Raw genomic sequence first — 23,702 nt, 5'->3', positions numbered from 1 at the left:
ATTAAATATAAATAAATAAAAGTCCTCAAATGAGGACTTTTATTTATTTTCTTCTAGAAATTGAAACAATTCTTGTAAATGTAGGACATCTTCACTATAGCTAACAGATACGTGGCATATACCATCAATCTCTGCTTGCATATAAAGATCAACTCCATCTTGATCATATTTCAATGCCAAATAAAACTCCATTTCTTCTAGCATCTTTTTTGAAGTTCGAATAACGTAATGCCCTTTCTCATCTCTTCCATATTCGAATTTCGGTTCAAAATCATATTTTTGTTTAAAAGCTTCTTTTTGTTTTTCATTAATTTGTACACAAGTTGCTCGTTGTACAGCATCAATCATCTCATCAAATTTTTGAAGATCCATCTCACTTACCCCCTATGTATTTTTTGTATAACACTTGTGTTCCGCTATCCTCTTCCCCGTCTTTCATTAACTCTTCATACAATTCCTTCGCCAAACTTAAACCCGGTACTGGTAATTTTAATTTTTCAGCCTCATCTAAAGCAATCTTCATATCTTTCATAAAATGCTTTACATAAAATCCTGGTTCAAAATCTCCCTTTAACATTCGAGGAGCTAAATTACTCAATGACCAACTACCCGCTGCCCCAGTAGAAATACTCTCTAATACTTTATCTGGATCTAATCCAGCTTTTTTCGCATAAGCAACAGCTTCACATACCCCAATCATATTAGAAGCAATCGCAATTTGATTGCACATTTTTGTATGTTGTCCACTTCCAGCTGGTCCTTGCAACTGAATATTTGTTCCTAGTTTTTCAAATAACGGTAAACATTTTTCATATATTTCTTTCGCGCCACCGACCATAATTGCGAGTCTTGCTTCTTTCGCACCGACGTCTCCTCCAGATACAGGCGCATCTAACGTATATACATTCTTTCTTTTACCAGCTTCATTAATACGCTTTGCCAATGTTGGTGTAGATGTCGTGAAATCAATTGCGATTGTTCCTTCATTTGCATTCTCCAAAACCCCATCTATCCCAAAATACACTTCTTCTACATCATGTGGATATCCAACCATAGTCATTACAACATCAACTTGCTCTACTAACTCTTTCGGTGTATCACACCAATTTGCACCATCTTGCACTAAAGAGTCTGTCTTCGCTTTCGTTCTATTATATACATATACTTTATGACCATCTTGCATTAAATGATGAACCATACTTTTTCCCATTACTCCAATACCGATGAAACCTATTGATAAATTTTTATTTTCCATTTTCTCATCCCCTTTGTTCTAATAAATCACTTACCATCTTTCGGAACTCTTTATTAAAATCATCATCCATACTATTTTTCACATTTGAAAATAAAATAACAAAAGTCCCTTTTTCTTTATTAAAATTATTGAAAGTGTTCCAACCAGATAGTACACCATGATTATGAAAATAATCCGGATATATGTAAAAACTAAATGCATATTTCCGTTCTGTTGAAGGTGAAAACATCACTTGTATACTTTGTTCAGAAAGAAGTTTCCCATTTATAATCGCTTCGTCTAACTTCTTCATATCGCCAACTGTTGTATACATCTCACCGCATCCATATAACCAATCCATTAACAATTTTTTTGCAGGTTCAAGTACATTCTCTTTCTTTACATATCCTTTAGTAAAATGCTGATCTTCCTGAGCCATATTTCCCATACCGGATTCATGCATTTCTGCTTTAGTAAATATATTTTCTTTTATGTAATCTCCTAAAGGTTTTTTTGATATGCTTTCTATAATGTAGGCAAGCACCATATAATTATAATCTGTATATTTCCAACCTGTGCCTGGTGGAAATTCTAATTTTTGGCTTCCAATCCAATTTACTAAGTTTATACGAGAAGCGGCATTCACTTTCCCTTTTCCGCTTTCTGGTAAACCTGATGTGTGTGTTAACAAATGATATAAAGTAATATTTTTATCTACTGGAAAAGAGGGAATATATTTATTTACATTATCTTGAATATTTAGCTTCCCTTGTTCCTGTAGCTGCAAAATAGATGTGGCCACAACTGTTTTCGTAATAGAACCGACACGATATTTCGTTTGAGGTGTATTCTCTATCTTATTTTGAACATCAGCATACCCATATCCTTTATTCAATATAACATGCTCTTTATCTGTTACTAAAACTGTTCCATTAAATTGCTTTCCTATTAAATATTGATCTAACTTTTGAGATATACTAGCATAATCAATTTGCTGTTCTTCTTTTTCTTCTATATTCTCTTGTACTTCTGATTCAATAGTAGGATTCACCTTAGTGGTTAATACAGTGCTTTCCTTTATATTGGGGTTATAGAGAAAATAGTATACTCCACCACAAACTACAACTGACAGCGAAGCCATCTTCATTATTTTTTTTATCATGTTGTTCCTCCATAATTCCTTCGTTCAAAATCCCCCCTACATTCTATTATCGAACAATAAAAAAAAATCGCAACAATTTGTTGCGAAAAATCACTTTTTTTCTTTTCTATATATACACACTTGATTTTTTCCATTTTTTTTCGCTTCATATAATGCAATATCCGCTCGTTGCATTAATTCTTCTCTTGTAATTCCTTGTTCATATAATGCAACTCCAAAACTCGCTGTTAATTTTGAAATTCCTGAGAATTGCTTTGTTTCAATGAAAAATCGTAATGATTCCGCAACCTGAAATGCTTCTTTTTCTACTGTATTAGTTACTAAAATAATAAATTCTTCTCCTCCCCACCTTGCAAACACATGTTGCTGCTCCACTTTAGATTTCATAAGCTCTGCAAGCTGAATTAATGCTAAGTCACCAAAATCATGGCCATACGTGTCATTTACTGTTTTAAAATTATCTATATCAAATAAAATAAGTGCTATGTTTTCATTATTACGCATCGCATTATCCCATTCTGCCTCTAGTATTTGTTGGAATTTCAAACGATTATAAATCTCTGTTAACGAATCTATCATAGCAAGCCTTTCTTGTTCTTGATAGATTTCATCTAATTCTGTAATCTCTGTACACTTCACAATAAATCTTGATAAATCTTCTGGCAATGGTGTCGCACGCAATAAAAAAGTTGACACTTCCCCTTCATAATTGGTCATCTTAATTCTTCTATCATATGATAATGTATCATCTAACCATGTTATATCATGAGTTGTTGAATAGTATCCATTTTCTCTAATGAAATGTTCAGCAAATACTAAATGTTGCTCACGATAGGCAAACAAATTTTCATATCCAAAAAACTCTAAAAAATTTGTATTACAATCAACAATCTCATCATCTTCTACTATAAATAATAGATCATTTTGAAAATCAAACATCGTTTGAAGTAGTTCTTGTTGCAAACTTACTTGCCGTACTAAAGAAAGCTGATACAAACTCTTATTCACTTCCTCTAACACCATTTGTGGAGTCACAGGGGCTATTACAATATTACGTATTCCTAACGTCAGCACTTCTGCAAACTCGCTTGTTATATGTTGATCCCAAATGACAATAAATGTACCCTGTGGATTATACATATTCTTTATATATTTTATTTGAGAAAAATCTGTTACATACATAATTACAATATGTGGTTTAGTCCTCTGAAACAATAATTCTCCTTCTTCGAAACTATTTGCTATAAACATACATTTTGGATGGATATTTTCTATCGTTTGTTGATGTGTGCATCCATTTTCTATATAAAGGACATTTAACTGAAGATCTTGTAATACATTTTGGAAAACCGTATTCTCTAATAAAAAATGTAGTATGTTCATCACTAGTCTTCACTCACTTCATATATCTTGTTCTACTGAATTCCTCACAAACATTTTAAAAGATTGTTCTCTAAAAACTCTAATCAGTGAGGAATTCATATTAACAAGCTAATTGAGAATGTTCTCTTCGTTTTTTCACTCTATAAATTCCTTTTTTAGTGTATGATTATAAGAATTGTATCGTTTGTATGAATGCCCTAGCTTCCCCTTTAAAACTTGACAATTAAAATAAATATATTATATTCTTAAATTCGACAACTTACAAAATGTAAGTAGAATATATTACATGTATTTTTTCATAATTTGATTTGTAATTTGGAGGATATATAATGACAAACGACAACTTTTTTAATGTTCTATACGAACGCACATCTACACGTGCATTCAACCCAGAAAAAGAAATTTCATCTACAGAGTTACACGAGATTCTAAAGGGCGCTGCTCAAGCACCTTCTGCTTGGAACTTACAGCACTGGAAATTCCTCGTATTCCAAGGTGAAGATGTACAGAAACGATTGCATCCAATTGCTTATAACCAGCAACAAATCCTTGATGCTTCAGCTGTAGTCGCTATTTTAGGTGATTTAGAAGCTTATAAAAACGTTGAACCAGTTTATGCTCCAATTGTAGAACAAGGATTTATGAAAGACGAAGCAAAAGAGCGCTTAGCTAAAAATATTGAGTCTGCATATGCTCGTGAACAATTCCCAAGAGATGCAGCCTTTTCAAATGCATCTTTAGCAGCAATGCAACTTATGCTTACGGCTAAAGCAACTGGCTGGGATACTTGTGCTATTGGTGGTTTCAACCCACAAGCACTTACAGAAGAATTCAATGTTTCATCTCGTTACGTACCAATTATGCTTATTACAATTGGTGAATCAACTTTAAAAGGTCATCCTGCACCTCGAATGAGCGTAGAGCAAGTAAGTGAATGGGCAAAATAATAAAAAACGAAGGTAATTTCATTACCTTCGTTTTTTTATGTTCTGTCACACATCCGTAATATTACAATGTATTATTCGACATCTACATATAAAAAAATAGTAAATTTCATGCTATTCCCATACAAATAAATGGCGTTTTGTGTCGAATTTTGTTAAAGCAACGAAATATAACCGTGTATTTTTGTTACAATTGTGATACAATGATAACAAATAGATAACAAGAGAGGGATTTTCATTGAGTTCATACGGAAGCTTTATCGCACTTTTATGTTACATAGTAACTGTACTGCTTCTATATTTTATTGGCGATGCTGCAAACATTTCAGTTTTACAATTTCCAAAAGAAGAAGCGTTCCAATTAGAATCAGAAAAACATACTGCAAGATCCATTGTACCACTACTCCTAGCTCTTCCTGTATATATCATCGTTTTATATAAAAGCAAAAAAGTGTAAAGGCTCCCTATTTCATTCATTTCGGTGGTCTTTACATTTTTTTGTGATATCTATCCTATTTTAAACATCATCCCGTAATAAACACCCAGCTAGTCTTTTAAAATGAGAAAATCCCCTAGAAAAAATTCCACTCTCTGTCCAGTCACTCATTACCGAACTTACATAGATTATAAGTGTGAAGGGGGTGATGAGGATTATGTTTGGATCATTTGGATGCTGTGATAACTTTAGAGACTGTCATCATCATGAAAGAGAGTGCAGACATCATGAGAAAGAGAAAGAGAAAGAAGTAGTTAGACCACAACAACCAGCTGTATGTAACGTACTTGCTAGCATTTCAGTTGGAACAGAGCTTTCTCTTTTAAGCATTAAAGGTATCGGATCTTTCAACAATGTAATTTTTGAAGGTTTCGCTAACGGTGTTGCTCTTTTCTCTGCTTTAGCTCGTAATAATAATGACAAAGATAATAAAGACGACGACAAAGATGATAAGAACCGTCAACGTAATACTTTTAATGGTATTTTACGTGTATGCCCAACTGATATCGTTGCTATCGCTATCTAATTCTGTTCCTTATCCTCTATAGTAAGAAAATAAGATTTACTTTTCTCATAGAAAAAACCTGAGACCGATTTCAAATCGACTCAGGTTTTTTTATTGATTATATGCTTTTAACTAGTTCAACAACTTCTTCAGCAGTTGACATCATTAATGCTTTTTCTGCTAATGTTTCCATTTCTGCTTTTGACAACTTGCTTAGTTGTGTTCTTGCAGGAAGAATAGATGTTGCACTCATACTGAACTCATCTAAACCTAATCCTAATAATAATGGGATAGCAAGTGAATCTCCCGCCATCTCACCACACATACCAGCCCATTTGCCTTCTTTATGAGCAGCATCGATAACCATTTTTACAAGACGTAAAATAGATGGGTTATACGGTTGGTATAAGTATGATACTTGTTCGTTCATACGGTCTGCAGCCATTGTGTATTGAATTAAGTCATTCGTTCCGATAGAGAAGAAATCAACTTCTTTCGCAAATTGATCTGCTAATACTGCTGAAGCTGGGATTTCAACCATCATACCAACTTCAATAGAATCAGAAACAGTTGTACCCGCTTCTACAAGTTTCGCTTTCTCTTCTAATAAGATCGCTTTCGCTTGACGGAACTCATCAAGAGTTGCAATCATTGGGAACATAATTTTTAAGTTACCGTATACGCTAGCACGAAGTAATGCACGAAGTTGTGTACGGAACACATCTTGCTCATCAAGACATAAGCGAATTGCACGGTATCCTAAGAATGGGTTCATTTCTTTTGGTAAATGTAAGTATGGAAGCTCTTTATCTCCACCGATGTCAAGTGTACGAACAACAACAGGTTGACCTTCTTTTACACCTTCAAGAACTGCTTTATACGCTTCGAACTGCTCTTCTTCTGTTGGAAGATTGTCACGGCCCATGTATAAGAATTCTGTACGGTATAAACCAACGCCTTCTCCGCCATTATCGATAATACCTTGTACATCATTTGGTGTTCCGATATTTGCAACAAGCTCAACGTGATGTCCGTCACTTGTTACAGTAGCTTGGTCTTTTAATTTTGCCCATTCAGTTTTTTGCTCTTCAAATTTCGCTTTCTTTTCTTCAAACGAGCGAAGAGTTTCTTCTGATGGATTTACAATTACTTCTCCATCTAAACCGTCGATGATTACGATATCGCCGTTTTGGATTTTCTCCATAACAACTTTCGTACCAACAACAGCTGGAATCTCCATAGAACGAGCCATAATTGCAGAGTGAGATGTACGTCCACCGATATCAGTAGTGAAACCTTTTGCATACTTACGGTTTAACTGAGCTGTATCAGATGGTGTTAAATCTTCAGCAATGATGATTACTTCTTCAGAAATTGTACCAGGATTTGAGAAGTTAATGCCTAGTAAATGTGCAAGAACACGCTTTGTTACGTCACGAATGTCCGCAGCACGTTCTTTCATATATTCGTTATCCATGTTTTCAAACATAGAAATAAACATTGATGCAACTTCATCCATTGCAAATTCAGCATTTACTTTTTCGCCATTTACTTTATCTTTTACTGGGTTTACTAATTCTGGATCATTTAACACTAATAAATGTGCTTCAAAGATCGCAGCTTTATCAGCACCTAGCTCAGCAAAAGCGTGATCCTTAATAGCTTCTAATTCAGTTTTTGCTTTCTCAAGCGCAGCTTCTAAGCGTGCAATTTCTGCAGCTTCGTTTGTAATTGATTTCTTTTCAATGTTAAATTCAGGATTTTCAAGTCTGAAAGCCTTTGCAATAGCAATCCCACTTGATGCAGCGATCCCTTGAATGTTAAGAGTCATTATTCTCCTAATCCTTCGTTTTTCATAGTTTCTTCGATAGCTGCTAGTGCTTGAGCTGCATCATCACCATTTGCAGTGATTTTAATTTCTGCGTTTTGTTGAATGCCTAAAGACATAACGCCCATGATTGATTTTAAGTTAACGTTTTTTCCGTTATACTCTAAGTTAATGTCAGAACCAAATTTGCTTGCAGTGTTTACAAGTAGAGTTGCTGGACGAGCATGAATTCCTGAGTCGCTAGTTACTTTAAAGATTTTTTCCATGATAATTTATCTCCTTTAAATTACAGTATTTTTTTAGTTGTATAGACGTGAGTACTACATCATCTATTGTATATAATAGGCGATGTTCGGTCAACCACATCGCCTATTATAATTATAAACATTTTGCGTCAAATTCCTACTGAATGTCAATAATTGCGTTTTCGCCCTTCTTAACATTTCCATCTTTTTTCAATTCGACTTGTTGCCCTTGTTGTAAATTTGTAAAGACAATTGGTGTAATGATAGATGGTGCATTTTCTTTTACAAATGCAAGATCTACTTTTAATAATGGTTGTCCTTGTTTCACTTTGTCGCCTTGTGCTACAAGTGCTTCAAAACCTTCACCATTTAATTTTACAGTATCAATACCAAAGTGGATTAAAATTTCTTTTCCGCCTTCAGATTGAATACCAATCGCATGCTTTGTAGGGAATACGTTGACGATTTCACCATTAACTGGAGAAACTACTGTTCCTTCTGTTGGCTCGATTGCAAATCCGTCTCCCATCATTTTTCCTGAGAATACTTGATCAGGTACTTCTGTAATCGATAAGATTTTCCCTTCAATTGGTGAAACGATTGTTTCGTTTGCATCAACTTGCTGAGGAGCTTCTTCTACTTTTACAGGCTCTTCTTTTTCAACATGAGGTGTACGACCTGACATAATATCATGAATTTGTGATTTTAATGTGTCAGATTTCGGTCCAAAAATAGCTTGAATGTTATTCCCAACTTCAAGTACACCAGCTGCTCCAAGCTCTTTTAAGCGATCTTTGTTTACATTCTTTTGTTCGTTAACTTGAACACGTAAACGAGTAATACAAGCGTCTAAAGAAGCAATGTTTTCTTTACCACCAAGTGCTACTAATACTTCACGAGGAAGTTCACCAGCTTCTGCTTTACCTGCACCGTCATTAGCATTTGCTACTTCACGACCAGGTGTTTTTAAATTCCATTTACGGATTGCAAAGCGGAATCCGAAGTAGTAAATAACTGCTAGCACAAGACCAACAATAATTACCCACCACCATGCTGTACGGCCTGGTAGTACACCGAATAACATAAAGTCAATTAAACCACCAGAGAATGTCATACCAATTTTAACACCTAAAATTTGCATTGTCATAAATGATAGACCAGCGAATACGGCGTGAATTCCGAATAGTACTGGTGCTACGAATAAGAATGAAAATTCAAGTGGCTCTGTAATACCTGTTAAGAAAGATGTTAATGCAGCAGAACCTAAAATACCAGCTGCTAATTTTTTATTTTCTGGACGTGCTTCATGGTACATTGCTAAAGCTGCTGCTGGAAGACCGAACATCATAAACGGATACTTACCAGTTGTAAATGTACCTGCTGTTAATTCTACACCGTCTTTTAACTGTGCCATAAAGATTTTTTGGTCACCACGGATTAATTCACCAGCTGCATTTGTATACTGACCAAATTCGAACCAGAATGGTGAATAGAAAATGTGATGTAATCCAAATGGAATTAATGAACGTTCAATTAAACCGAATATGAATGCTGCTAATGTTCTATTCGCATCAATCATTTGATGTGAGAACGTATTTAAGCCACCTTGAATGTATGGCCAAACGAAGCACATGATAATACCTACTACTAAAGAGAATGTTGCAGTTGCGATCGGTACGAAACGCTTACCTGCGAAGAAACCTAAGTATGATGGTAATTCAATGTTGAAGTATTTATTATAGCAATATGCCGCTACTATACCGACGATAATACCACCAAACACTCCAGTTTGTAGTGTTGGAATTCCTAATACATTTGCATATGCTGGATCTGTAAATCCAATTTTCACTGGATCTGCTCCAGAACTTGTTACTTTCACTAGCTTATCTACTTCTAAGAACACACTCATCGTTTTGTTCATAATTAAGTAACCGACGAATGCTGCTAAACCAGCTACTCCATCTCCACCAGCTAAACCAATTGCTACCCCAACTGCGAATAATAATGCAAGGTTAGCGAAAATAATATCACCAGATTGTTCCATAATTTTTGCTACCATTACGAACCAATCTGCTTTTAATGCAGGAATAACATTTGTTAACTGTGGATTTTGAAATGCATTACCAAATCCAAGTAAAATACCTGCTGCCGGTAAAATCGCAACTGGAAGCATTAACGCTTTTCCGACTTTTTGAAGAACACCAAAGATCTTCTTAAACATGGAAACCCTTCCTCTCTTATCTATATTGATACCTTCCGACAAACGCCAAAAAGACATGAGGAAAAAAAGATAGAACGATAGCTATACAAAGGGTAGTATATCCCTTTCTCTAGCTTACATTCCTTACTTTTCTCCACTCATGCCTGATCGAATCAGTAACACGTGTCAAAAATAGGTTTACGTATAAGTTCACTATAATTAAGGCAAACGTTTTCGTTATTTACCTTAATGTGTTTGTCGAAATTTGTATAACTTTGCAATAGTTATTATACATAACTATTGTAAGCGATTCAATGATTTTTTTTAACGTTTTCATTTTAGACAAAAATATATGTCTTTTTACACATGCTCTGCTTTCACTAAGCGCTGCAGGTGCATCGTTAAATATATGCTCTCTGCTTCATAAACAGGAAGTTGTAATTCTTTTTGCATGACCTTAACTAGCTTCCAAGCTAAATTATAGCAGACAGGGTATTCCGCCTTTAATAACTCAGCAAAACTTTGCGATTCCTCTACTTTCTCCCCTTTTTTCACCCGTTCAATAGCATATTGCAAATGACGGATAAGGCGTAAATAGTGGATACTTTCTTGGTCTAATGTAATTTGTAAGTTTGTCTCAATTAAAGATACAAGCTGTGCAATGAGACGGGAGTTTTGATTAACTGAAGATAGATCTGAATTTGTAAGCGAACTGTAAATATGGAGTGCAATAAAACCAACTTCTCCCTCTGGCAATGTAATTTGCAAACGAGAATTTAAAAGATCTACGACACCTTCAGCAATTTCATATTCTTCTGGATAGAGCATTTTCGTTTCAACTAAAAAAGGATTATCAATTGTAAGTCCTTGTTTTAATCGCTTAATTGCAAAAGAAATATGATCTGTTAAAGCGATATGAATATGTTCATTCAATGGTGATTTTGCTTTTTCTTGAATATAGAACATAATATCATTCATTAATTCAATTAATTTTTCGCTCACATGCGGCACTAACAGTTTGTATTGTTCACGATCACGTTCATTTTTTAAAACAAACATTTTTTCAATTTGTTCTTGCTCCAATACATCTTTCGCTTTCTTTCCAAATCCAATCCCTTTACCAATCACTACTACTTCCTCGTGTTCAGGATGGCTAGCAATGATGACATTATTATTTAAAACTTTTTTAATTTCTAGATAATTACTCATATAACACCACCCTCGTACTTAAATAGCCTGCTTTTATGTTACAGAACATTCTTATTTGTCGTCAATGTAAAACATCTACCATTTCATAAAAATTCATTTTTTAGACATGTTTATATATGATGCGTATAATGTAAGGGCAACTGTACATAGAAAGGAGATAACAATATGATTAAAATGTTTGTAAGTGATATCGATGGTACAATGATGCAACACGGAGGTCTCATTGATGAGCAGGATGTTGCGGCACTGCGCAGTCTTGCTGAGCAAAATGTTATTCTTTGTTTCGCCTCTGGACGACTTGATAATGAAATCGCAGACTTAATGAAAGCTGTAAATACAAATTTCCATCGTATTAGTGTTAATGGCGTTTTCGTATATACAGATGAAAATAAGCAACTCTTATCTGCAACTTTTGATTCCAGCATTCTTCCTGAATTGTTAGATATGACGAATGAAGAGCCTTATTTTCGTTATGTAAGTGATGAACATAATTACTATATTGAAGAAAAAACACCTTTTATTCACGAACTGGAACAACAAGTAACAATGACTTCTGTTGAAGAACCAAATTTATTACAGAAAATAGATGATACAATTTTTCCAAATAAAATCTCTGTCGGTGGAACAAAGGAGAGCTTACAACTCCTTCAGAAAAAAATTGATGAAAAGTTCCACGGAAAAGTTAGTACTTTCATTTCAGCAGAACAATGTTTAGATGTAATGCCACCGAATATTAGTAAAGGTTCTGCTATTTCTGTTTTATTAAAAGAGTTTCAAATACAACCAGAGGAAATTGCTTGCATAGGGGATTCTTATAATGATATTCCAATGTTTTCTTTAACTCCTCACAGTTTTGCTATGTCGCAAGCAGATGACGCAGTAAAAGAACACGCTCATTATGTAGTAAATACGGTTAAAGATGCTGTTAACCACGTAATTGCTCATAATAAAAATACGACTCACTCCTTTTAAGGATGAGTCGTATTTTTTCTTTACATGTTAAACAATTTGACATTTACTGTACTTCACAAGCTGAAATATATTATTTGTTACGTGCGATGTTTGTAATAAACTTATAACGATCCCCGCGATAAATACATTTCACATACTCTAACGGTACTTCACCTTCTGAATATGACCATTGACGCATTACAAGCACTGGCGCCTTTTTAGGAATATGCAGATGTTCAGCTTCATTATCCGTTGCAATTGAAGCTTCAATTGATTGAGTAGCGCTAACAAGTTTAAAGCCCAGTTTTTTCTCTAAATGTTCATATAAAGATTGTTGCAATATTTCTTCGTTAATATCTTTTACAAGAGCTGGCGACAAATATGTCGTCTCAAAAGCAATCGGTTCATCATCAGCTAAGCGAATACGCCTCACTTCATAAACCGACTCTCCCTCCTGTATTCTCAACCGGTCTGCTATTTTCGCAGTAGCTGGAACTAGGCGGAAACTAAGTAATTGACTACTTGGGTTCATCCCACGAGAAATCATATCTTCTGTGAATCCCGTCATTCCTTGCAATTTTTGTTCCACTTTCGGAAGTTGGACAAACGTACCGATTCCACGCTTTCGATATAAATAACCTTGTTCCACTAAATTATTAATCGCCTGTCTGATTGTCATACGACTCACTTCGAACTTATCGCAAAGTTCATTCTCAGATGGGATTTTATCTCCCGGCTTCCATTCGCCGTCCTCAATTAGCTGTTTCACCCACTCTTGAATCTGATAATAGATCGGAAATGGTGAATACTTGTCGATGTTCATCAGCAATCGCCTCACTGCATAAAGATAGAGCTTCTTGATCAGCAATTACGGTTACATTCGGATGACGTTGTAAAACTGTAGCAGGACACGCTTCACTATACTCACCTTGCAATAATTCTTTAAGAGCTTCTGCCTTTTTAGAACCCATAGCAACAAGTAGAACTTGTTTCGCTTTCATAATGCTTCCAATTCCCATTGTAATCGCATGAGTTGGCACATCTTCTTCTTTTTCGAAGAAGCGAAGGTTTGCTTGGCGTGTAGATTCTGTTAATTCAACAATGTTTGTTGGAGAATTAAACGGTGTTCCTGGCTCGTTAAATCCGATGTGACCGTTTTCACCGATTCCAAGAATCTGTAGGTCAACTGGGTTAGCAGCTAGAATGCCCTCGTAACGTTTGCACTCTTCCTCTAAATCACTTGCCATCCCGTTTGGTACATAAGTTTGTTTAAATGGAAGATGATCAAACAACTGTTCTTGCATGAAATAATGATAGCTGTTTTTATCTTCATGTGGTAAATTTACGTACTCATCTAAGTTTACAGTGGTTACACGGCTTGTATCAAGTTTATTTTTTCGCATTTCTGCATAAATACCTAATGGAGAGCTTCCTGTAGCCATTCCTAACACTGGATTTTCTTTTGTTTTTACAACTTCTTCAATTAATTTATAACCTGCTTCTGCTAGTTCTTCTGGAGTTTTTACAACAAGAATATTCATTTAATTACTTCCCTTCCTTCATATGAATTCCTAAACGAACCGTATCATATACATGTAAATCTTCATTCATCACAACAAAGTCTGCATCTTTTCCTACCGCTAATGCACCTTTATTATTTAATCCAAACTCTTCTGCTTGGTTCACTGATGTCATTAATACTGCATCTTCGATTGAACAACCTGTAAATTCAATTATATTTCGGAAAGCTTGATCCATTTTTAGAATACTACCAGCTAATGTTCCATCTTCTAATCGAGCACTACCATCTTTTACATGTACTGGCTGTCCGCCAAGCTCATATAATCCATCTTCAAGACCTTTTGCACGCATTGCGTCAGTAATAACACTTACTTTTTTCGGTCCTTTTAATTTATATGCTAATTTCACCATATCGGGGTGAATGTGAATACCATCTGTAATTACTTCAACCATTACATCTGGATTTAATAACACATGACCCACAACTCCTGGTTCACGGTGATGTAATCCACGCATTTGATTGTATAAATGCGTTGCATGTGTAATGTTTCTATTTTTTAGTTGCGCATCAATTGCATCTGTATGTCCCATTGTGCCAACAACACCAGTTTCAGCAAGATACTGCTCAAACTCTAACGCACCTTCTTCTTCAGGTGCATATGTTACTAATTTAATTAAATTTCCGCTTGCTTCCTGCCATTGTTTAAATTGTTCAATATTCGCAGGAACAATATGTTCAAGTGGTTGTGCACCTGCACGTTTTTTTGAAACATACGGTCCTTCTAAGTGAATGTATTCGAAATGTGCTCCTTTTTCTTTCGCTTCCTTCGCGGCATGTAGTGCTGCTTCGATTGCTTCTGGAGCTTGTGTCATTGTTGTTGGGAAGTAAGTTGTAACTCCTTCTTTTAACATTTCTTTACCTAGAGTTACTAACCCATCGCTATTTGCATCCATCGCATCAATATCGTATCCACCATGAATATGAACATCAATCATACCTGGAATCACAATTTTTCCTGCCGCATCTAAAACCGCTTCATTTTCTTGTGATACATATTGAGCCATCAAACCAATTTCTTTAATTGTTTCTGCGTAACGAATAAATCCGTTTTCCACTACTTCTTGACCTGTATAAATTTTGGCATTGATGACAACTTGCGTTTTCATTTTCATCGATCCTTTCCCATGAAATACCTACTTGTTATTATTACCTTATTCGCCTAATTCCATCTTAATATATGCACGAGTAGTTGTCTATACATTCTAATGAAATTTCCTCTTTGTTTAACAAAAAGGAAGCTTAGTACGTCTCTCGCAATTATAATATATGTTATTCATTTTTTCCAAAAAGGAACAATACCATCTATCGTATGAATCACTTCAGTAATGGCATTAATCCGCTAAATTCTATTGTAATATGTTCGCCATCTGTTTCCATTTCTACTGTACGTCTATTTGTTCCATACATCATTATACCATGTCGTTTTAATCGTCTCACTACACTTTGATGCGGATGTCCATACGGATTTCTGCTCCCATATGAAAGAATCGCGAACTGTGGTTCTACCTTCTTTATAAACCTTTCACTTGTTGAAGTATATGAGCCATGATGTCCCACCTTTAACACATCTGCATGTACATCAAATTGCTTTAATATTTCATTTTCCGTCCGCACATCAGCATCACCCATTAGTAAAAAATCTGCCTTACCATACCGAATCTTTAATACAATTGAAGATTCATTATTTTCATCTTTGGACTTCCCGTTGTTTAATACTTGTATGGAAACATGCGGATCTAGCGGTATGTGTTGGCCCTCTTTTACTGAAATGAAAGGGATTCCCCTTTTCTTTATATTAGTTCGATACGTATGATAAGTAAGAGAACTATATGTTTTTCCACTATCTAATATAAGTGATACCGGCATTTGCTCTACAATCGGAATGAGCCCTCCAATGTGATCCATATCAGGATGAGTACTGACGATAGCATCTAAATGATTAATTCCTTTTTCAATTAGTTTTTGGATGATAACCTCACCAGCTTCATAAGGTCCTCCATCAATTAACATCGTTTGTCCATTTGGCAATGTAATAAGTGTTGCATCACCTTGTCCAACTTTTAAGAAACTCACTTTCATTTTACCAAAATGTTGCCGCTGCATATGTAAAGGAGACGCGGTATGAATAGACATCATATACCTTTTGGCCGATGCACTATTTAAAGAAAAGCATAACAAAACAGAAATTAATAATAAAATACTTCGCATACTTCTCATAACTCGTCTCCTTTTTTCAATTAGTATGGCACGGTATATAATTGATATACAAAAAAAGCTTAGCAAAATGCTAAGCTTTTATTTCGATATCTCTTGTAAAGAACCGAAGAATAAATCCGCTTCATTCATTTGTTCGTTCTCTTCAGAAAGCGGAGGTAAATCATCTAATGTTTTCAATCCAAACGTGTCCAAAAATTCTTTCGTCGTTCCATATAAAATAGGACGCCCTGGCCCTTCTGCTCTTCCCATTTCTTTTATAAGTAAGTGTGAAACTAACGTTTGTAACGCTTTATCGGTTTTTACTCCTCTAATCTCTTCCATTTCAGTTCTCGTGATTGGTTGACGATATGCAACAATCGCTAACGTTTCTAGAGCGGCCTGAGAGAGTGAAGCAGCTGTTGGGATATCTATTAGTTTTTGATAGTACGACGCATGTTCTTTCTTTGTAGCAAAACGATATACTTTTGCATACTGTACAATTTGCAAACCGCGGTGTGCACCTTCACATTCTTTTTGCATTTCTTCTAAAATATCGATTACTTCATTTCCTTCAATTTCAAGGACTTTCGCTATTTGTTCTGGGTAAATCCCTTCATCACCAGAAACAAATAAAAGCCCTTCAATGATTGATTTCTGTTCTGTTCTATCCATTTTACGAGCTCCTTCCTCCTATTTTCTCCATAAAAATACACATCAAAAAACCGAATCACAATTAATGCGTTCGGTTCAATATTTTTTCTCTTGTTCCAAACGATACATTCAAACCTAGCATGAGGTATAATATTTCTATCTCATTTTCCATACTAAATCTATGCAGATTTAGTAGAGCTTGATACGAAAATTTCATCAAAATTATGTTCTTGTTCGATTATGATTTGTTGATTTTTCATAAGCTCAAGTACCGCTAAGAATGTTACAACCATTATTTCTCGTTCATCATCAACAAACAAATCATAAAAACTTTGACGACCACCTTGTATTTCTAACTGCTTTAAAATATCAGTCATGCGCTGTTCAATCGGTATTTCTTGACGAGTAATACGTGTTGTTACAGGTGTCTTTGCTTTTTTACGGCGCATTAATTTTTGAAATGCCGCTAGCATATCATATAACGTAACATCAAGAGGCAAGCTTGTCTCCTCTTCTTGTTGCAATGATGTAAAATCAATTGGCGGACGTGTATATAGCTGTGCTCTTTCTTGTTCTCTTTCTTTTAGCTCAGTAGCAACTTGCTTATATTTCTTATATTCAATTAACCTCTCCATCAATTCTTGACGAGGATCATCTATAAAGTCATCACCGTTATCAAGTACATCTTCCTCATGTTTAGGCAACAACATTTTACTTTTAATTTGTAATAACGTTGCAGCCATTACTAAATACTCACTTGCAACATCTAATTGTAGTTCTTTCATCGTATGAACATAAGATAAATATTGCTCTGTAATTTCCGCTACAGGAATATTATATATGTCAATTTCATAACGATGTATTAAATGTAACAATAAATCTAAAGGCCCTTCAAAAGCCTCTACTTTAAAATTATACTGCACAAAGCATCCCACCACATTTTTTCTATAACAACATAAGTATAGAGCATACTCATGTTCTATCCAACCTTTTTAAGAAATTTAATTAAAAATAGACCGATGCCTATGCCATCATGCCCACCACTTCATATGATAACAGTGTAGTAAGAACAATGTAGGAGGTCAAAAAACTATGGGTCACGTTGATTGCGGTTTTAGCGGTGGGTTCGCATTACTTGTTGTATTGTTTATTTTACTAATTATTGTAGGAGCAGCTTGCTTCTGCTAATATGAACAATAACGGCTAGGGAAAATTCCCTAGCCGTTTATTGTTCATATTTCTATGATACACTTGTATTTATAACCGTTAAACAGGGGTGAAGAAAATGTATCCTACCGAATACATACAATTTTTAATTCATTTTCATGGAGATTATGATTATTTTGAATGTCACGAAATACTGGAAGAATATTGGAAAACAAAACCGAGAGGAAATCGTGATAATTATTTAGTCGGTCTTATTCAAATTGCAGTTTCTTTATACCATCAAAGACGCTTTAACTGGAATGGCGCAGAGAAGATGATGAAAAGCGCCATAACGATTTTAGAAAAAAACAGTGCACCTTTACTACGTTTAGGAATAAATCAGACACAGCTTCTATTCTTACTCGAGGATAGATTGCAATCTATACAGAAAGAAGAAGATTTTACACCGTTATTTTTACCATTATCAGATACAGCATTAGAAAATTACTGCATAGAATTATGCCAGAAACAAAACCTCCCTTGGAAAGACGTAAATGCTACTTCTAATGAATATATAATACATAAACACACATTACGTGATCGAACAGAAGTCATCGCTGAACGAAACGAACAATTACAAAAAAGAAAGCAGAGATAATAAACTACTTATCTCTGCTTTCACGAATGTATATTTTGTTCAAGCCCTTTACACTTTTTGCAAAAACTTGCTGTTTGCTCATTTCCGCAAATTGTAAACTCAAGAAATTTACTCTTTAACTCTTGAACCATCTTCGTCCCGATACCCATATGACGGTGAGACGGGTTCACACTCAAATGCTGAATTTCCAAAACTTGATTCTCTTTTTTTACAATCCCCATTATCCCAACAAAATCTTCATTTTGTTTCCACAAATACAATTGCCAATCATCTTTTGCTTCATACTCTTTCATAGTCAATTGTAATGTTTTCACATCTTTTTCAGTTGGCATAAACGAAAGAAGCCCCATTGCAATCTTTTCATAACTTTTTTTAAAACGAATTAACATAACCCTTATCCCTTCTTACAAAAGTTACAAACTATTAATCCCCTCAACCACTCTTTTCATATCACATTCATTTTACAATATTTTCAACAGAGTGAGAAGGGCTTAAAACAACTTGATAATCATACAAAGCGAAAAGAAGAAAGTCAAATATATGTTTCAGTACTATTTTTTCTAAGTAGATAAAAGAAGAAATGCTGTTATATGAAAGTTAAAAGAAACATCCACTGCTCATTATCACTTCAATATTCATCACCTTAGAGCAAATGAATTCTAGCAAAATTAATTTAATAAAAAATATTTATTGAAACACGTAACCTAATATATTCTATGTAATTTGTTAAAATTTTGTTCTCATAAGCGACATATTTTCATCATAATTACAATACTACTTGTATCATGTACTGTAAACGGAATACCCATTCCTATTAAAAAAACAAAAAAGAGAGCAATAGCTCTCTTTTCTCATTAACTTATTCTTCCCAAACTTTAACTTCTTTCATTACATCACCTTGACGCATGTTTAATACTGTTTCAATACCGCTTGTTGCTTTACCGAATACAGTATGCACACCATCTAAATGTGGCTGTGGCTCATGAACGATAAAGAATTGGCTACCGCCTGTGTTACGGCCAGCATGAGCCATAGAAAGTGATCCTACAAGGTGTCTATGAGGATTTCCATCAGTTTCACATGCGATAGAGTAACCTGGGCCACCTGCACCTGTTCCTGTTGGGTCTCCACCTTGGCTTACGAAGCCAGGAATAACACGGTGGAATGACACACCATCATAAAATCCTTGCTCTGCTAATTTTTTAAAGTTTTCTACTGTTTTCGGTGCTTCTTCTGGGAAAAATTCCAAGTCGATTTTTTCACCATTTTCCATTAATATGTATCCTAAAGTTTTCATACGTATATGTCTCCTTTCAACTATCTCAGCACTATATTACCACATTCATGACTAGAAACAAAAAGAATCCGACAATCTACATACTTCTTTTTTGAAATGTGGAAAAAGCTAGGTGACAAATAAAAAAAATATACTATAATAACTGTGTTGCCCGAAAATTTTAGAAAGAGAAAGGGAGCGATTTTTCGTGAAAACGAAATTACTAGCTCTGCTATTAGCTGTAACGGTATTTATGATGCCAACAGCTTCGTTTGCAGACATCATCGAGGGAGAATCAATTGTTACACTAGGAGAGAACTTATCCGAACAGCAAAAGCAAGATCTGTTAAAAGAAATGAAAGCACCGAAAGATGCTACGATCATTACTGTATCTAATGCGGAAGAACATAAATTTCTAGAAGGCATTGTTCCAAAAGCACAAATTGGCACGAGAGCAATTTCCTCTTCTATGATTACATACACAAAACCAGGATCTGGTCTTATTGTACGTTCAAAAAACATTAATTCGATAACAGATGCAATGTACACAAACGCACTTATTACAGCGGGTGTGAAAGATGCGGAGATTCAAATCACCGCACCATTTAAAGTTTCAGGAACTGCTGCTTTAACAGGTTTAATGAAGGCCTATGAAACAACATCGAACAAAGCAATTCCTGAAGAAGTAAAAAAAGTAGCTAATGAAGAAATGGTGCAAACAGCCCAGCTCGGCGATAAAATTGGTGAAGAAAAAGCAGTTCAACTTGTTGCAAAAATTAAAGAAGAGATTGCAAAAGAGCAGCCGCAAACGACTGAAGATTTACGTTCATTAATTAAAAAAATTGCTGATCAACTTGGTATTACATTAACGGATGAACAGTTAGATAACTTAGTAGCGTTATTTGATAAGATGAAAAATCTTAATATCGATTGGAATCAAGTTGGCAGTCAGTTAAATAAAGCAAAAGAACACGTTTCTGCCTTTTTAGGATCTGAAGAAGGGCAAAGTTTCCTAGATAAAGTAAAAGATTTCTTCTCAAGTATCATTGATTTTGTTAAATCGTTATTCAAGTAAAAAAGAAGCTCGTCACTGACGAGCTTCTTTTTTTATACAAGTAACGGCAATTTCATAATAGCTTCTTCTACCGACCGAACAACATGATTCGCCTTTACCTTCACATATGGATGAGCATGATGAAGAGTAAATGAATGCGGGGTTACTTCAAACATAGAAATATCATTGAAAGAATCTCCAATACATGCGACTTCATTTGCTTCAATTTGCAAATGTTCCATTAGTCGCCTTAAAGCACTCCCTTTACTTACTCCCCTTGGCATAATGTCAACATAGCGTTTACCAGACATAAAAACTTCTGCTTCGCTCTGAAATGTATCTCGTAACTCTTGATCTAACGCTACAATCGTCTCTTCTTCTCCAAAAACAAACAATTTCGCAGGATGTACAGTCTTACCAAATTCCTCTTCTAATGCTTCTATCTCAGCAATATGTACGCCCATATACGTTTCAAAAGTATGATGATGTTCATTCTTTCTTTTTGTATACCGTTGCTCATTTGCACAAACAATATCTGCTAGTCCCTTTTTATGGATATATCGATATATTTCCTGGGCAATCCCATCTTCAAAGCTTGATTCATGAAATATTTTTCCATCCGGCAGTAACATCGTCGCTCCATTTAAACTAGTTGTGTAATACGGGAATGCAAACCTATTTACGACTTCATCAATTCGATGAGTAAAGCGGCCAGAGGCAAAACAAATCTTTGTCCCTTTTTCAGCTAACCAACAAAGTGCACGTTCATCTTCTTTTTGCATATGATTCACATCGTAAACGAGCGTGTCATCTAAATCACTTACAAATAATTTAATCATGTCCTCTTCCCCTTCCATACACAATATCTACTCTAAGTGTACACAAAAAATGTTTGATTTTTGTTAAAAAACAATAAATTTTCGATAAAAAAATAAGCAGGATTAATCCTGCTTATTTTTGCCTTCTTACATTTTGAGGTCTTACAATACTTGGGCGCACTTTTAAACTAGACATCGTTGGACGGAGTAGAATTTTTGTTAATGCCCCCCAATCAAATGGTAAAAACGGCCATAAATACGGTGTTTGCAGACTTTTTATAGACGTTAAAAATAAAATCAATATCGTCATTCCGACTACGAATCCCATTTCATGAAATATACCTGTCAAAATAATGACGAATAGCTTTCCGACTTTATTCCCAAGCCCTAGTTCATAACTCGGTGTTGCATATGCTCCAATCATAGAAACTGCTACGTATAAAATTACTTCTGGTACAAACAAACCTACATCAATTGCAATTTGACCAATTAATATGGCAGAAATTAATCCTGCTGCAGATGATAATGATGTCGGTGTATGAATGGCCGCCATCCTTAAAAATTCAAGTCCAATTTCAGCCATCAAAATTTGTAATAAAATTGGTAAGTGCGTCATCTTGTTTGGTCCAATGAAAGCAAGACTTTCTGGTAAAAGAGTTGGATCAAATACAAAAACTAACCAAAATGGTAATAAGAACAGCGAAAATATAACACCTAAAAAACGTACCCAACGTAAAAATGTACCTACAGCTGGATTTTGTCTAAACTCTTCTGCATGCTGTAAATGATGAAAATATGTTGTTGGAGTAATCATAGCACTCGGTGATGTATCAACAAGTACTAGCACGTGTCCTTCTAGTAGATGATTTGCCGCTACATCTGGTCTTTCTGTGTATCGAATAAGCGGGAAGGGATTATAGCCTTGTTTAACTACAAATTCCTCTATCGTTTTATCCGCCATCGTAATCCCGTCTACTTCAATGTTATTTAATTCTTGTTTTATAATCTTAACTAAATCCGGATTTGCAACATCTTGTACATATGTAATACAAATATCCGTTTGTGATCGATCTCCTACTCGAATCATTTCATTTCGAAGACGTGGGTCACGTATCCTTCTACGAATTAATGCTGTATTTACAACGATATTTTCAACAAATCCATCCCTTGCACCACGTACTACCTTTTCTGTATCTGGTTCTGTTGGTGTTCGTCCTGGATAGCTACGAACATCTATCGCAAAAGCTTCCGTTTCTCCTTCCACAAATATAATAATGAGTCCTGATAATACTTGAAGCATTACCTCATCCATCGTTTTCACTTTACTTACTTGTTGATGAATTAAACGATTCTCTAAAAGCTTCACTGTATCTTCTTCTACATCTCTTATTTCATTAGTATCCACCGCTTCTTCTAAAATAGGGATAATATAATTTGTATCACAAAGTCCGTTTACAAATAACACACCAATTTCTTTATTTAAAATTTGAAATTTACGAATGCCAACATCGTATGTAATACCCAGTCCAGCTGTTTGCTTTAAGTAATTTTCATTATCACTTATGAAAGATGAAATAGGGATTTCTACCTTTTTAGGCTTCGTCATAAAAACCACTCCTTTCCAAAATTAATTGAATCGCTTTTCTAGTAATAGGTGACCCTCTCTCCCATTCATCATTTCCACACATCTTACCAATGTCACCGACACCAACAATGACAGGAACATTCAAGTCATCCAAACAATAAATTGTATCTCCACTAATTCTGCCAACTTCACCATCTGGAAGTCCAAATTTGTCAACGCCGTATTCAGTTAAATTCCCATTTCGATCTACACTTACATCTACACGTGCCCATTCCCAATGATGTGTATTAGACGCTACTGCCAAAATCCCCAGTACATCAATTTGTTTATGCGTGGCTACATATTTTAAAGCTTTTTCACCAGATCCTTCTCCAATAAATCCGCTGTCATCAAACATGACAAATACAGGGTCATATGGCGTTTGCATAATAAGCTCAACAACTTTCTTCCCTGTCAATTTGGTTGGATTACTTTGTGATGCTGAAATACACCTTCCCCCAAATTCCTTCGTTAAAAGCTCAATTGTTCGCTTTGCATATTCATCTCCATCTGTGACCAAAACAACCCTTCGTCTCATTT

General features: G+C 35.1%; 26 protein-coding genes. 7 read left to right on the top strand and 19 right to left on the bottom strand.

Going from position 1 to position 23,702, the window contains the following annotated elements; translation table 11 throughout:
- Positions 1-39 precede the first annotated feature (39 nt).
- The 4 genes from ACQVV1_RS04895 to ACQVV1_RS04880 all read right to left on the bottom strand — a co-directional run bounded on the left by ACQVV1_RS04895 (position 40) and on the right by ACQVV1_RS04880 (position 3,779).
- Positions 40-372 (bottom strand): DUF3909 family protein, encoded by a 333-nt coding sequence (locus tag ACQVV1_RS04895; RefSeq protein ID WP_242252095.1) that lies wholly within the window; start codon positions 370-372, stop codon positions 40-42.
- Position 373: 1 nt separating this feature from the next.
- Positions 374-1,255, bottom strand: coding sequence for an NAD(P)-dependent oxidoreductase (locus tag ACQVV1_RS04890; protein WP_431168665.1), 882 nt, complete (start codon positions 1,253-1,255; stop codon positions 374-376).
- Between the two features lie 4 nt (positions 1,256-1,259).
- Positions 1,260-2,396 (bottom strand): serine hydrolase domain-containing protein, encoded by a 1,137-nt coding sequence (locus ACQVV1_RS04885; protein ID WP_431168664.1) that lies wholly within the window; start codon positions 2,394-2,396, stop codon positions 1,260-1,262.
- Positions 2,397-2,486: 90 nt separating this feature from the next.
- Positions 2,487-3,779 carry a GGDEF domain-containing protein gene (locus ACQVV1_RS04880; RefSeq protein ID WP_242252098.1) on the bottom strand — a complete coding sequence of 431 codons (1,293 nt, stop codon included), beginning with the start codon at positions 3,777-3,779 and terminating at the stop codon, positions 2,487-2,489.
- A 329-nt stretch (positions 3,780-4,108) separates the two neighbouring features.
- Between ACQVV1_RS04880 and ACQVV1_RS04875 the strand changes: the two genes are divergently transcribed.
- The 3 genes from ACQVV1_RS04875 (at position 4,109) to ACQVV1_RS04865 (ending at position 5,745) form a co-directional block, all read left to right on the top strand.
- Complete coding sequence (locus ACQVV1_RS04875; RefSeq protein ID WP_431168663.1) at positions 4,109-4,726, top strand: nitroreductase family protein; 618 nt, start codon at positions 4,109-4,111, stop codon at positions 4,724-4,726.
- A 235-nt stretch (positions 4,727-4,961) separates the two neighbouring features.
- Complete coding sequence (locus tag ACQVV1_RS04870; protein ID WP_000100487.1) at positions 4,962-5,180, top strand: hypothetical protein; 219 nt, start codon at positions 4,962-4,964, stop codon at positions 5,178-5,180.
- A 196-nt stretch (positions 5,181-5,376) separates the two neighbouring features.
- Entirely contained in the window at positions 5,377-5,745 is a 369-nt protein-coding gene (locus ACQVV1_RS04865; protein WP_431168662.1) for a DUF3915 family protein, read from the top strand.
- Positions 5,746-5,842: 97 nt separating this feature from the next.
- Here the strand turns inward: ACQVV1_RS04865 and ptsP are convergent, their stop codons facing one another.
- The 4 genes from ptsP to glcT form a co-directional block, all read right to left on the bottom strand.
- The gene (gene ptsP, locus ACQVV1_RS04860; RefSeq protein WP_242252102.1) at positions 5,843-7,555 is read right to left on the bottom strand and encodes a phosphoenolpyruvate--protein phosphotransferase; all 1,713 of its coding nucleotides are present in this window, start codon (positions 7,553-7,555) and stop codon (positions 5,843-5,845) included.
- Positions 7,555-7,818, bottom strand: a complete 264-nt coding sequence (gene ptsH, locus ACQVV1_RS04855; RefSeq protein WP_000411080.1) for a phosphocarrier protein HPr — start codon at positions 7,816-7,818, stop codon at positions 7,555-7,557. The genes ptsP and ptsH overlap by 1 nt, the downstream gene beginning before the upstream one ends.
- Before the next feature lie 136 nt (positions 7,819-7,954).
- A complete protein-coding gene (gene ptsG, locus ACQVV1_RS04850) occupies positions 7,955-10,018 on the bottom strand; it encodes a PTS glucose transporter subunit IIABC (RefSeq protein WP_242252103.1) in 2,064 nt (687 codons plus the stop codon).
- Between the two features lie 339 nt (positions 10,019-10,357).
- Entirely contained in the window at positions 10,358-11,206 is an 849-nt protein-coding gene (glcT, locus tag ACQVV1_RS04845) for a glucose PTS transporter transcription antiterminator GlcT (protein WP_060632136.1), read from the bottom strand.
- Positions 11,207-11,371: 165 nt separating this feature from the next.
- On the opposite strand from glcT, the gene ACQVV1_RS04840 reads away from it, so the two are divergent.
- Positions 11,372-12,178, top strand: coding sequence for an HAD family hydrolase (locus ACQVV1_RS04840; protein ID WP_242252104.1), 807 nt, complete (start codon positions 11,372-11,374; stop codon positions 12,176-12,178).
- A gap of 70 nt (positions 12,179-12,248) precedes the next feature.
- On the opposite strand, the gene phnF is transcribed toward ACQVV1_RS04840, so the two are convergent.
- The 6 genes from phnF to ACQVV1_RS04810 form a co-directional block, all read right to left on the bottom strand.
- Complete coding sequence (phnF, locus tag ACQVV1_RS04835) at positions 12,249-12,980, bottom strand: phosphonate metabolism transcriptional regulator PhnF (protein ID WP_002194085.1); 732 nt, start codon at positions 12,978-12,980, stop codon at positions 12,249-12,251.
- Entirely contained in the window at positions 12,910-13,698 is a 789-nt protein-coding gene (gene nagB, locus ACQVV1_RS04830; protein ID WP_063223090.1) for a glucosamine-6-phosphate deaminase, read from the bottom strand. Before nagB ends, phnF begins: the two co-directional genes overlap by 71 nt.
- 4 nt (positions 13,699-13,702) lie before the next feature.
- Positions 13,703-14,845 carry an N-acetylglucosamine-6-phosphate deacetylase gene (gene nagA, locus ACQVV1_RS04825; RefSeq protein ID WP_242252300.1) on the bottom strand — a complete coding sequence of 381 codons (1,143 nt, stop codon included), beginning with the start codon at positions 14,843-14,845 and terminating at the stop codon, positions 13,703-13,705.
- A gap of 208 nt (positions 14,846-15,053) precedes the next feature.
- On the bottom strand, positions 15,054-15,956 hold the full coding sequence (locus ACQVV1_RS04820; protein ID WP_242252105.1) for a ComEC/Rec2 family competence protein: 903 nt from the start codon (positions 15,954-15,956) through the stop codon (positions 15,054-15,056).
- Between the two features lie 78 nt (positions 15,957-16,034).
- Positions 16,035-16,607 (bottom strand): segregation/condensation protein ScpB, encoded by a 573-nt coding sequence (gene scpB / locus ACQVV1_RS04815; protein ID WP_000376224.1) that lies wholly within the window; start codon positions 16,605-16,607, stop codon positions 16,035-16,037.
- Between the two features lie 158 nt (positions 16,608-16,765).
- Complete coding sequence (locus ACQVV1_RS04810) at positions 16,766-17,509, bottom strand: segregation/condensation protein A (RefSeq protein ID WP_060632140.1); 744 nt, start codon at positions 17,507-17,509, stop codon at positions 16,766-16,768.
- A 169-nt stretch (positions 17,510-17,678) separates the two neighbouring features.
- Here ACQVV1_RS04810 and ACQVV1_RS04805 point away from each other — a divergent pair, with 169 nt between their 5' ends.
- Complete coding sequence (locus tag ACQVV1_RS04805; protein ID WP_000510194.1) at positions 17,679-17,774, top strand: YjcZ family sporulation protein; 96 nt, start codon at positions 17,679-17,681, stop codon at positions 17,772-17,774.
- Positions 17,775-17,871: 97 nt separating this feature from the next.
- Positions 17,872-18,390 (top strand): DUF309 domain-containing protein, encoded by a 519-nt coding sequence (locus tag ACQVV1_RS04800; protein WP_242252106.1) that lies wholly within the window; start codon positions 17,872-17,874, stop codon positions 18,388-18,390.
- 20 nt (positions 18,391-18,410) lie between these two features.
- On the opposite strand, the gene ribT is transcribed toward ACQVV1_RS04800, so the two are convergent.
- Positions 18,411-18,779, bottom strand: coding sequence for a GNAT family N-acetyltransferase RibT (gene ribT / locus ACQVV1_RS04795; protein ID WP_060632142.1), 369 nt, complete (start codon positions 18,777-18,779; stop codon positions 18,411-18,413).
- 470 nt (positions 18,780-19,249) lie between these two features.
- The gene (locus ACQVV1_RS04790) at positions 19,250-19,687 is read right to left on the bottom strand and encodes a peptidylprolyl isomerase (protein ID WP_060632143.1); all 438 of its coding nucleotides are present in this window, start codon (positions 19,685-19,687) and stop codon (positions 19,250-19,252) included.
- Positions 19,688-19,874: 187 nt separating this feature from the next.
- On the opposite strand from ACQVV1_RS04790, the gene ACQVV1_RS04785 reads away from it, so the two are divergent.
- The gene (locus tag ACQVV1_RS04785) at positions 19,875-20,741 is read left to right on the top strand and encodes a DUF1002 domain-containing protein (protein WP_060632144.1); all 867 of its coding nucleotides are present in this window, start codon (positions 19,875-19,877) and stop codon (positions 20,739-20,741) included.
- Positions 20,742-20,773: 32 nt separating this feature from the next.
- Here ACQVV1_RS04785 and ACQVV1_RS04780 read toward each other — a convergent pair whose 3' ends face one another.
- The 3 genes from ACQVV1_RS04780 to spoVAEA all read right to left on the bottom strand — a co-directional run bounded on the left by ACQVV1_RS04780 (position 20,774) and on the right by spoVAEA (position 23,700).
- Positions 20,774-21,577 carry a Cof-type HAD-IIB family hydrolase gene (locus ACQVV1_RS04780; RefSeq protein WP_242252107.1) on the bottom strand — a complete coding sequence of 268 codons (804 nt, stop codon included), beginning with the start codon at positions 21,575-21,577 and terminating at the stop codon, positions 20,774-20,776.
- A 94-nt stretch (positions 21,578-21,671) separates the two neighbouring features.
- Positions 21,672-23,144 carry a spore germination protein SpoVAF gene (gene spoVAF / locus ACQVV1_RS04775; RefSeq protein WP_063223085.1) on the bottom strand — a complete coding sequence of 491 codons (1,473 nt, stop codon included), beginning with the start codon at positions 23,142-23,144 and terminating at the stop codon, positions 21,672-21,674.
- On the bottom strand, positions 23,131-23,700 hold the full coding sequence (spoVAEA, locus tag ACQVV1_RS04770) for a stage V sporulation protein SpoVABEA (protein ID WP_063223084.1): 570 nt from the start codon (positions 23,698-23,700) through the stop codon (positions 23,131-23,133). The genes spoVAF and spoVAEA overlap by 14 nt, the downstream gene beginning before the upstream one ends.
- Between the last annotated feature and the right edge of the window lie 2 nt (positions 23,701-23,702).

This window comes from Bacillus basilensis (assembly GCF_050630465.1).
Lineage (GTDB): Bacteria > Bacillota > Bacilli > Bacillales > Bacillaceae_G > Bacillus_A > Bacillus_A basilensis.
This window is presented reverse-complemented; position numbering and strand designations above follow the sequence as displayed.

Coding starts and splice junctions, on each gene's coding strand:
- ACQVV1_RS04895 (WP_242252095.1), bottom strand. CDS start 372: ATGGATCTTCAAAAATTTGATGAGATGATTGATGCTGTACAACGAGCA.
- ACQVV1_RS04890 (WP_431168665.1), bottom strand. CDS start 1,255: ATGGAAAATAAAAATTTATCAATAGGTTTCATCGGTATTGGAGTAATG.
- ACQVV1_RS04885 (WP_431168664.1), bottom strand. CDS start 2,396: ATGATAAAAAAAATAATGAAGATGGCTTCGCTGTCAGTTGTAGTTTGT.
- ACQVV1_RS04880 (WP_242252098.1), bottom strand. CDS start 3,779: ATGAACATACTACATTTTTTATTAGAGAATACGGTTTTCCAAAATGTA.
- ACQVV1_RS04875 (WP_431168663.1), top strand. CDS start 4,109: ATGACAAACGACAACTTTTTTAATGTTCTATACGAACGCACATCTACA.
- ACQVV1_RS04865 (WP_431168662.1), top strand. CDS start 5,377: ATGTTTGGATCATTTGGATGCTGTGATAACTTTAGAGACTGTCATCAT.
- ptsP (WP_242252102.1), bottom strand. CDS start 7,555: ATGACTCTTAACATTCAAGGGATCGCTGCATCAAGTGGGATTGCTATT.
- ptsH (WP_000411080.1), bottom strand. CDS start 7,818: ATGGAAAAAATCTTTAAAGTAACTAGCGACTCAGGAATTCATGCTCGT.
- ptsG (WP_242252103.1), bottom strand. CDS start 10,018: ATGTTTAAGAAGATCTTTGGTGTTCTTCAAAAAGTCGGAAAAGCGTTA.
- glcT (WP_060632136.1), bottom strand. CDS start 11,206: ATGAGTAATTATCTAGAAATTAAAAAAGTTTTAAATAATAATGTCATC.
- ACQVV1_RS04840 (WP_242252104.1), top strand. CDS start 11,372: ATGATTAAAATGTTTGTAAGTGATATCGATGGTACAATGATGCAACAC.
- phnF (WP_002194085.1), bottom strand. CDS start 12,980: ATGAACATCGACAAGTATTCACCATTTCCGATCTATTATCAGATTCAA.
- nagB (WP_063223090.1), bottom strand. CDS start 13,698: ATGAATATTCTTGTTGTAAAAACTCCAGAAGAACTAGCAGAAGCAGGT.
- nagA (WP_242252300.1), bottom strand. CDS start 14,845: ATGAAAACGCAAGTTGTCATCAATGCCAAAATTTATACAGGTCAAGAA.
- ACQVV1_RS04820 (WP_242252105.1), bottom strand. CDS start 15,956: ATGAGAAGTATGCGAAGTATTTTATTATTAATTTCTGTTTTGTTATGC.
- scpB (WP_000376224.1), bottom strand. CDS start 16,607: ATGGATAGAACAGAACAGAAATCAATCATTGAAGGGCTTTTATTTGTT.
- ACQVV1_RS04805 (WP_000510194.1), top strand. CDS start 17,679: ATGGGTCACGTTGATTGCGGTTTTAGCGGTGGGTTCGCATTACTTGTT.
- ACQVV1_RS04800 (WP_242252106.1), top strand. CDS start 17,872: ATGTATCCTACCGAATACATACAATTTTTAATTCATTTTCATGGAGAT.
- ribT (WP_060632142.1), bottom strand. CDS start 18,779: ATGTTAATTCGTTTTAAAAAAAGTTATGAAAAGATTGCAATGGGGCTT.
- ACQVV1_RS04790 (WP_060632143.1), bottom strand. CDS start 19,687: ATGAAAACTTTAGGATACATATTAATGGAAAATGGTGAAAAAATCGAC.
- ACQVV1_RS04780 (WP_242252107.1), bottom strand. CDS start 21,577: ATGGAAGGGGAAGAGGACATGATTAAATTATTTGTAAGTGATTTAGAT.
- spoVAF (WP_063223085.1), bottom strand. CDS start 23,144: ATGACGAAGCCTAAAAAGGTAGAAATCCCTATTTCATCTTTCATAAGT.
- spoVAEA (WP_063223084.1), bottom strand. CDS start 23,700: ATGAGACGAAGGGTTGTTTTGGTCACAGATGGAGATGAATATGCAAAG.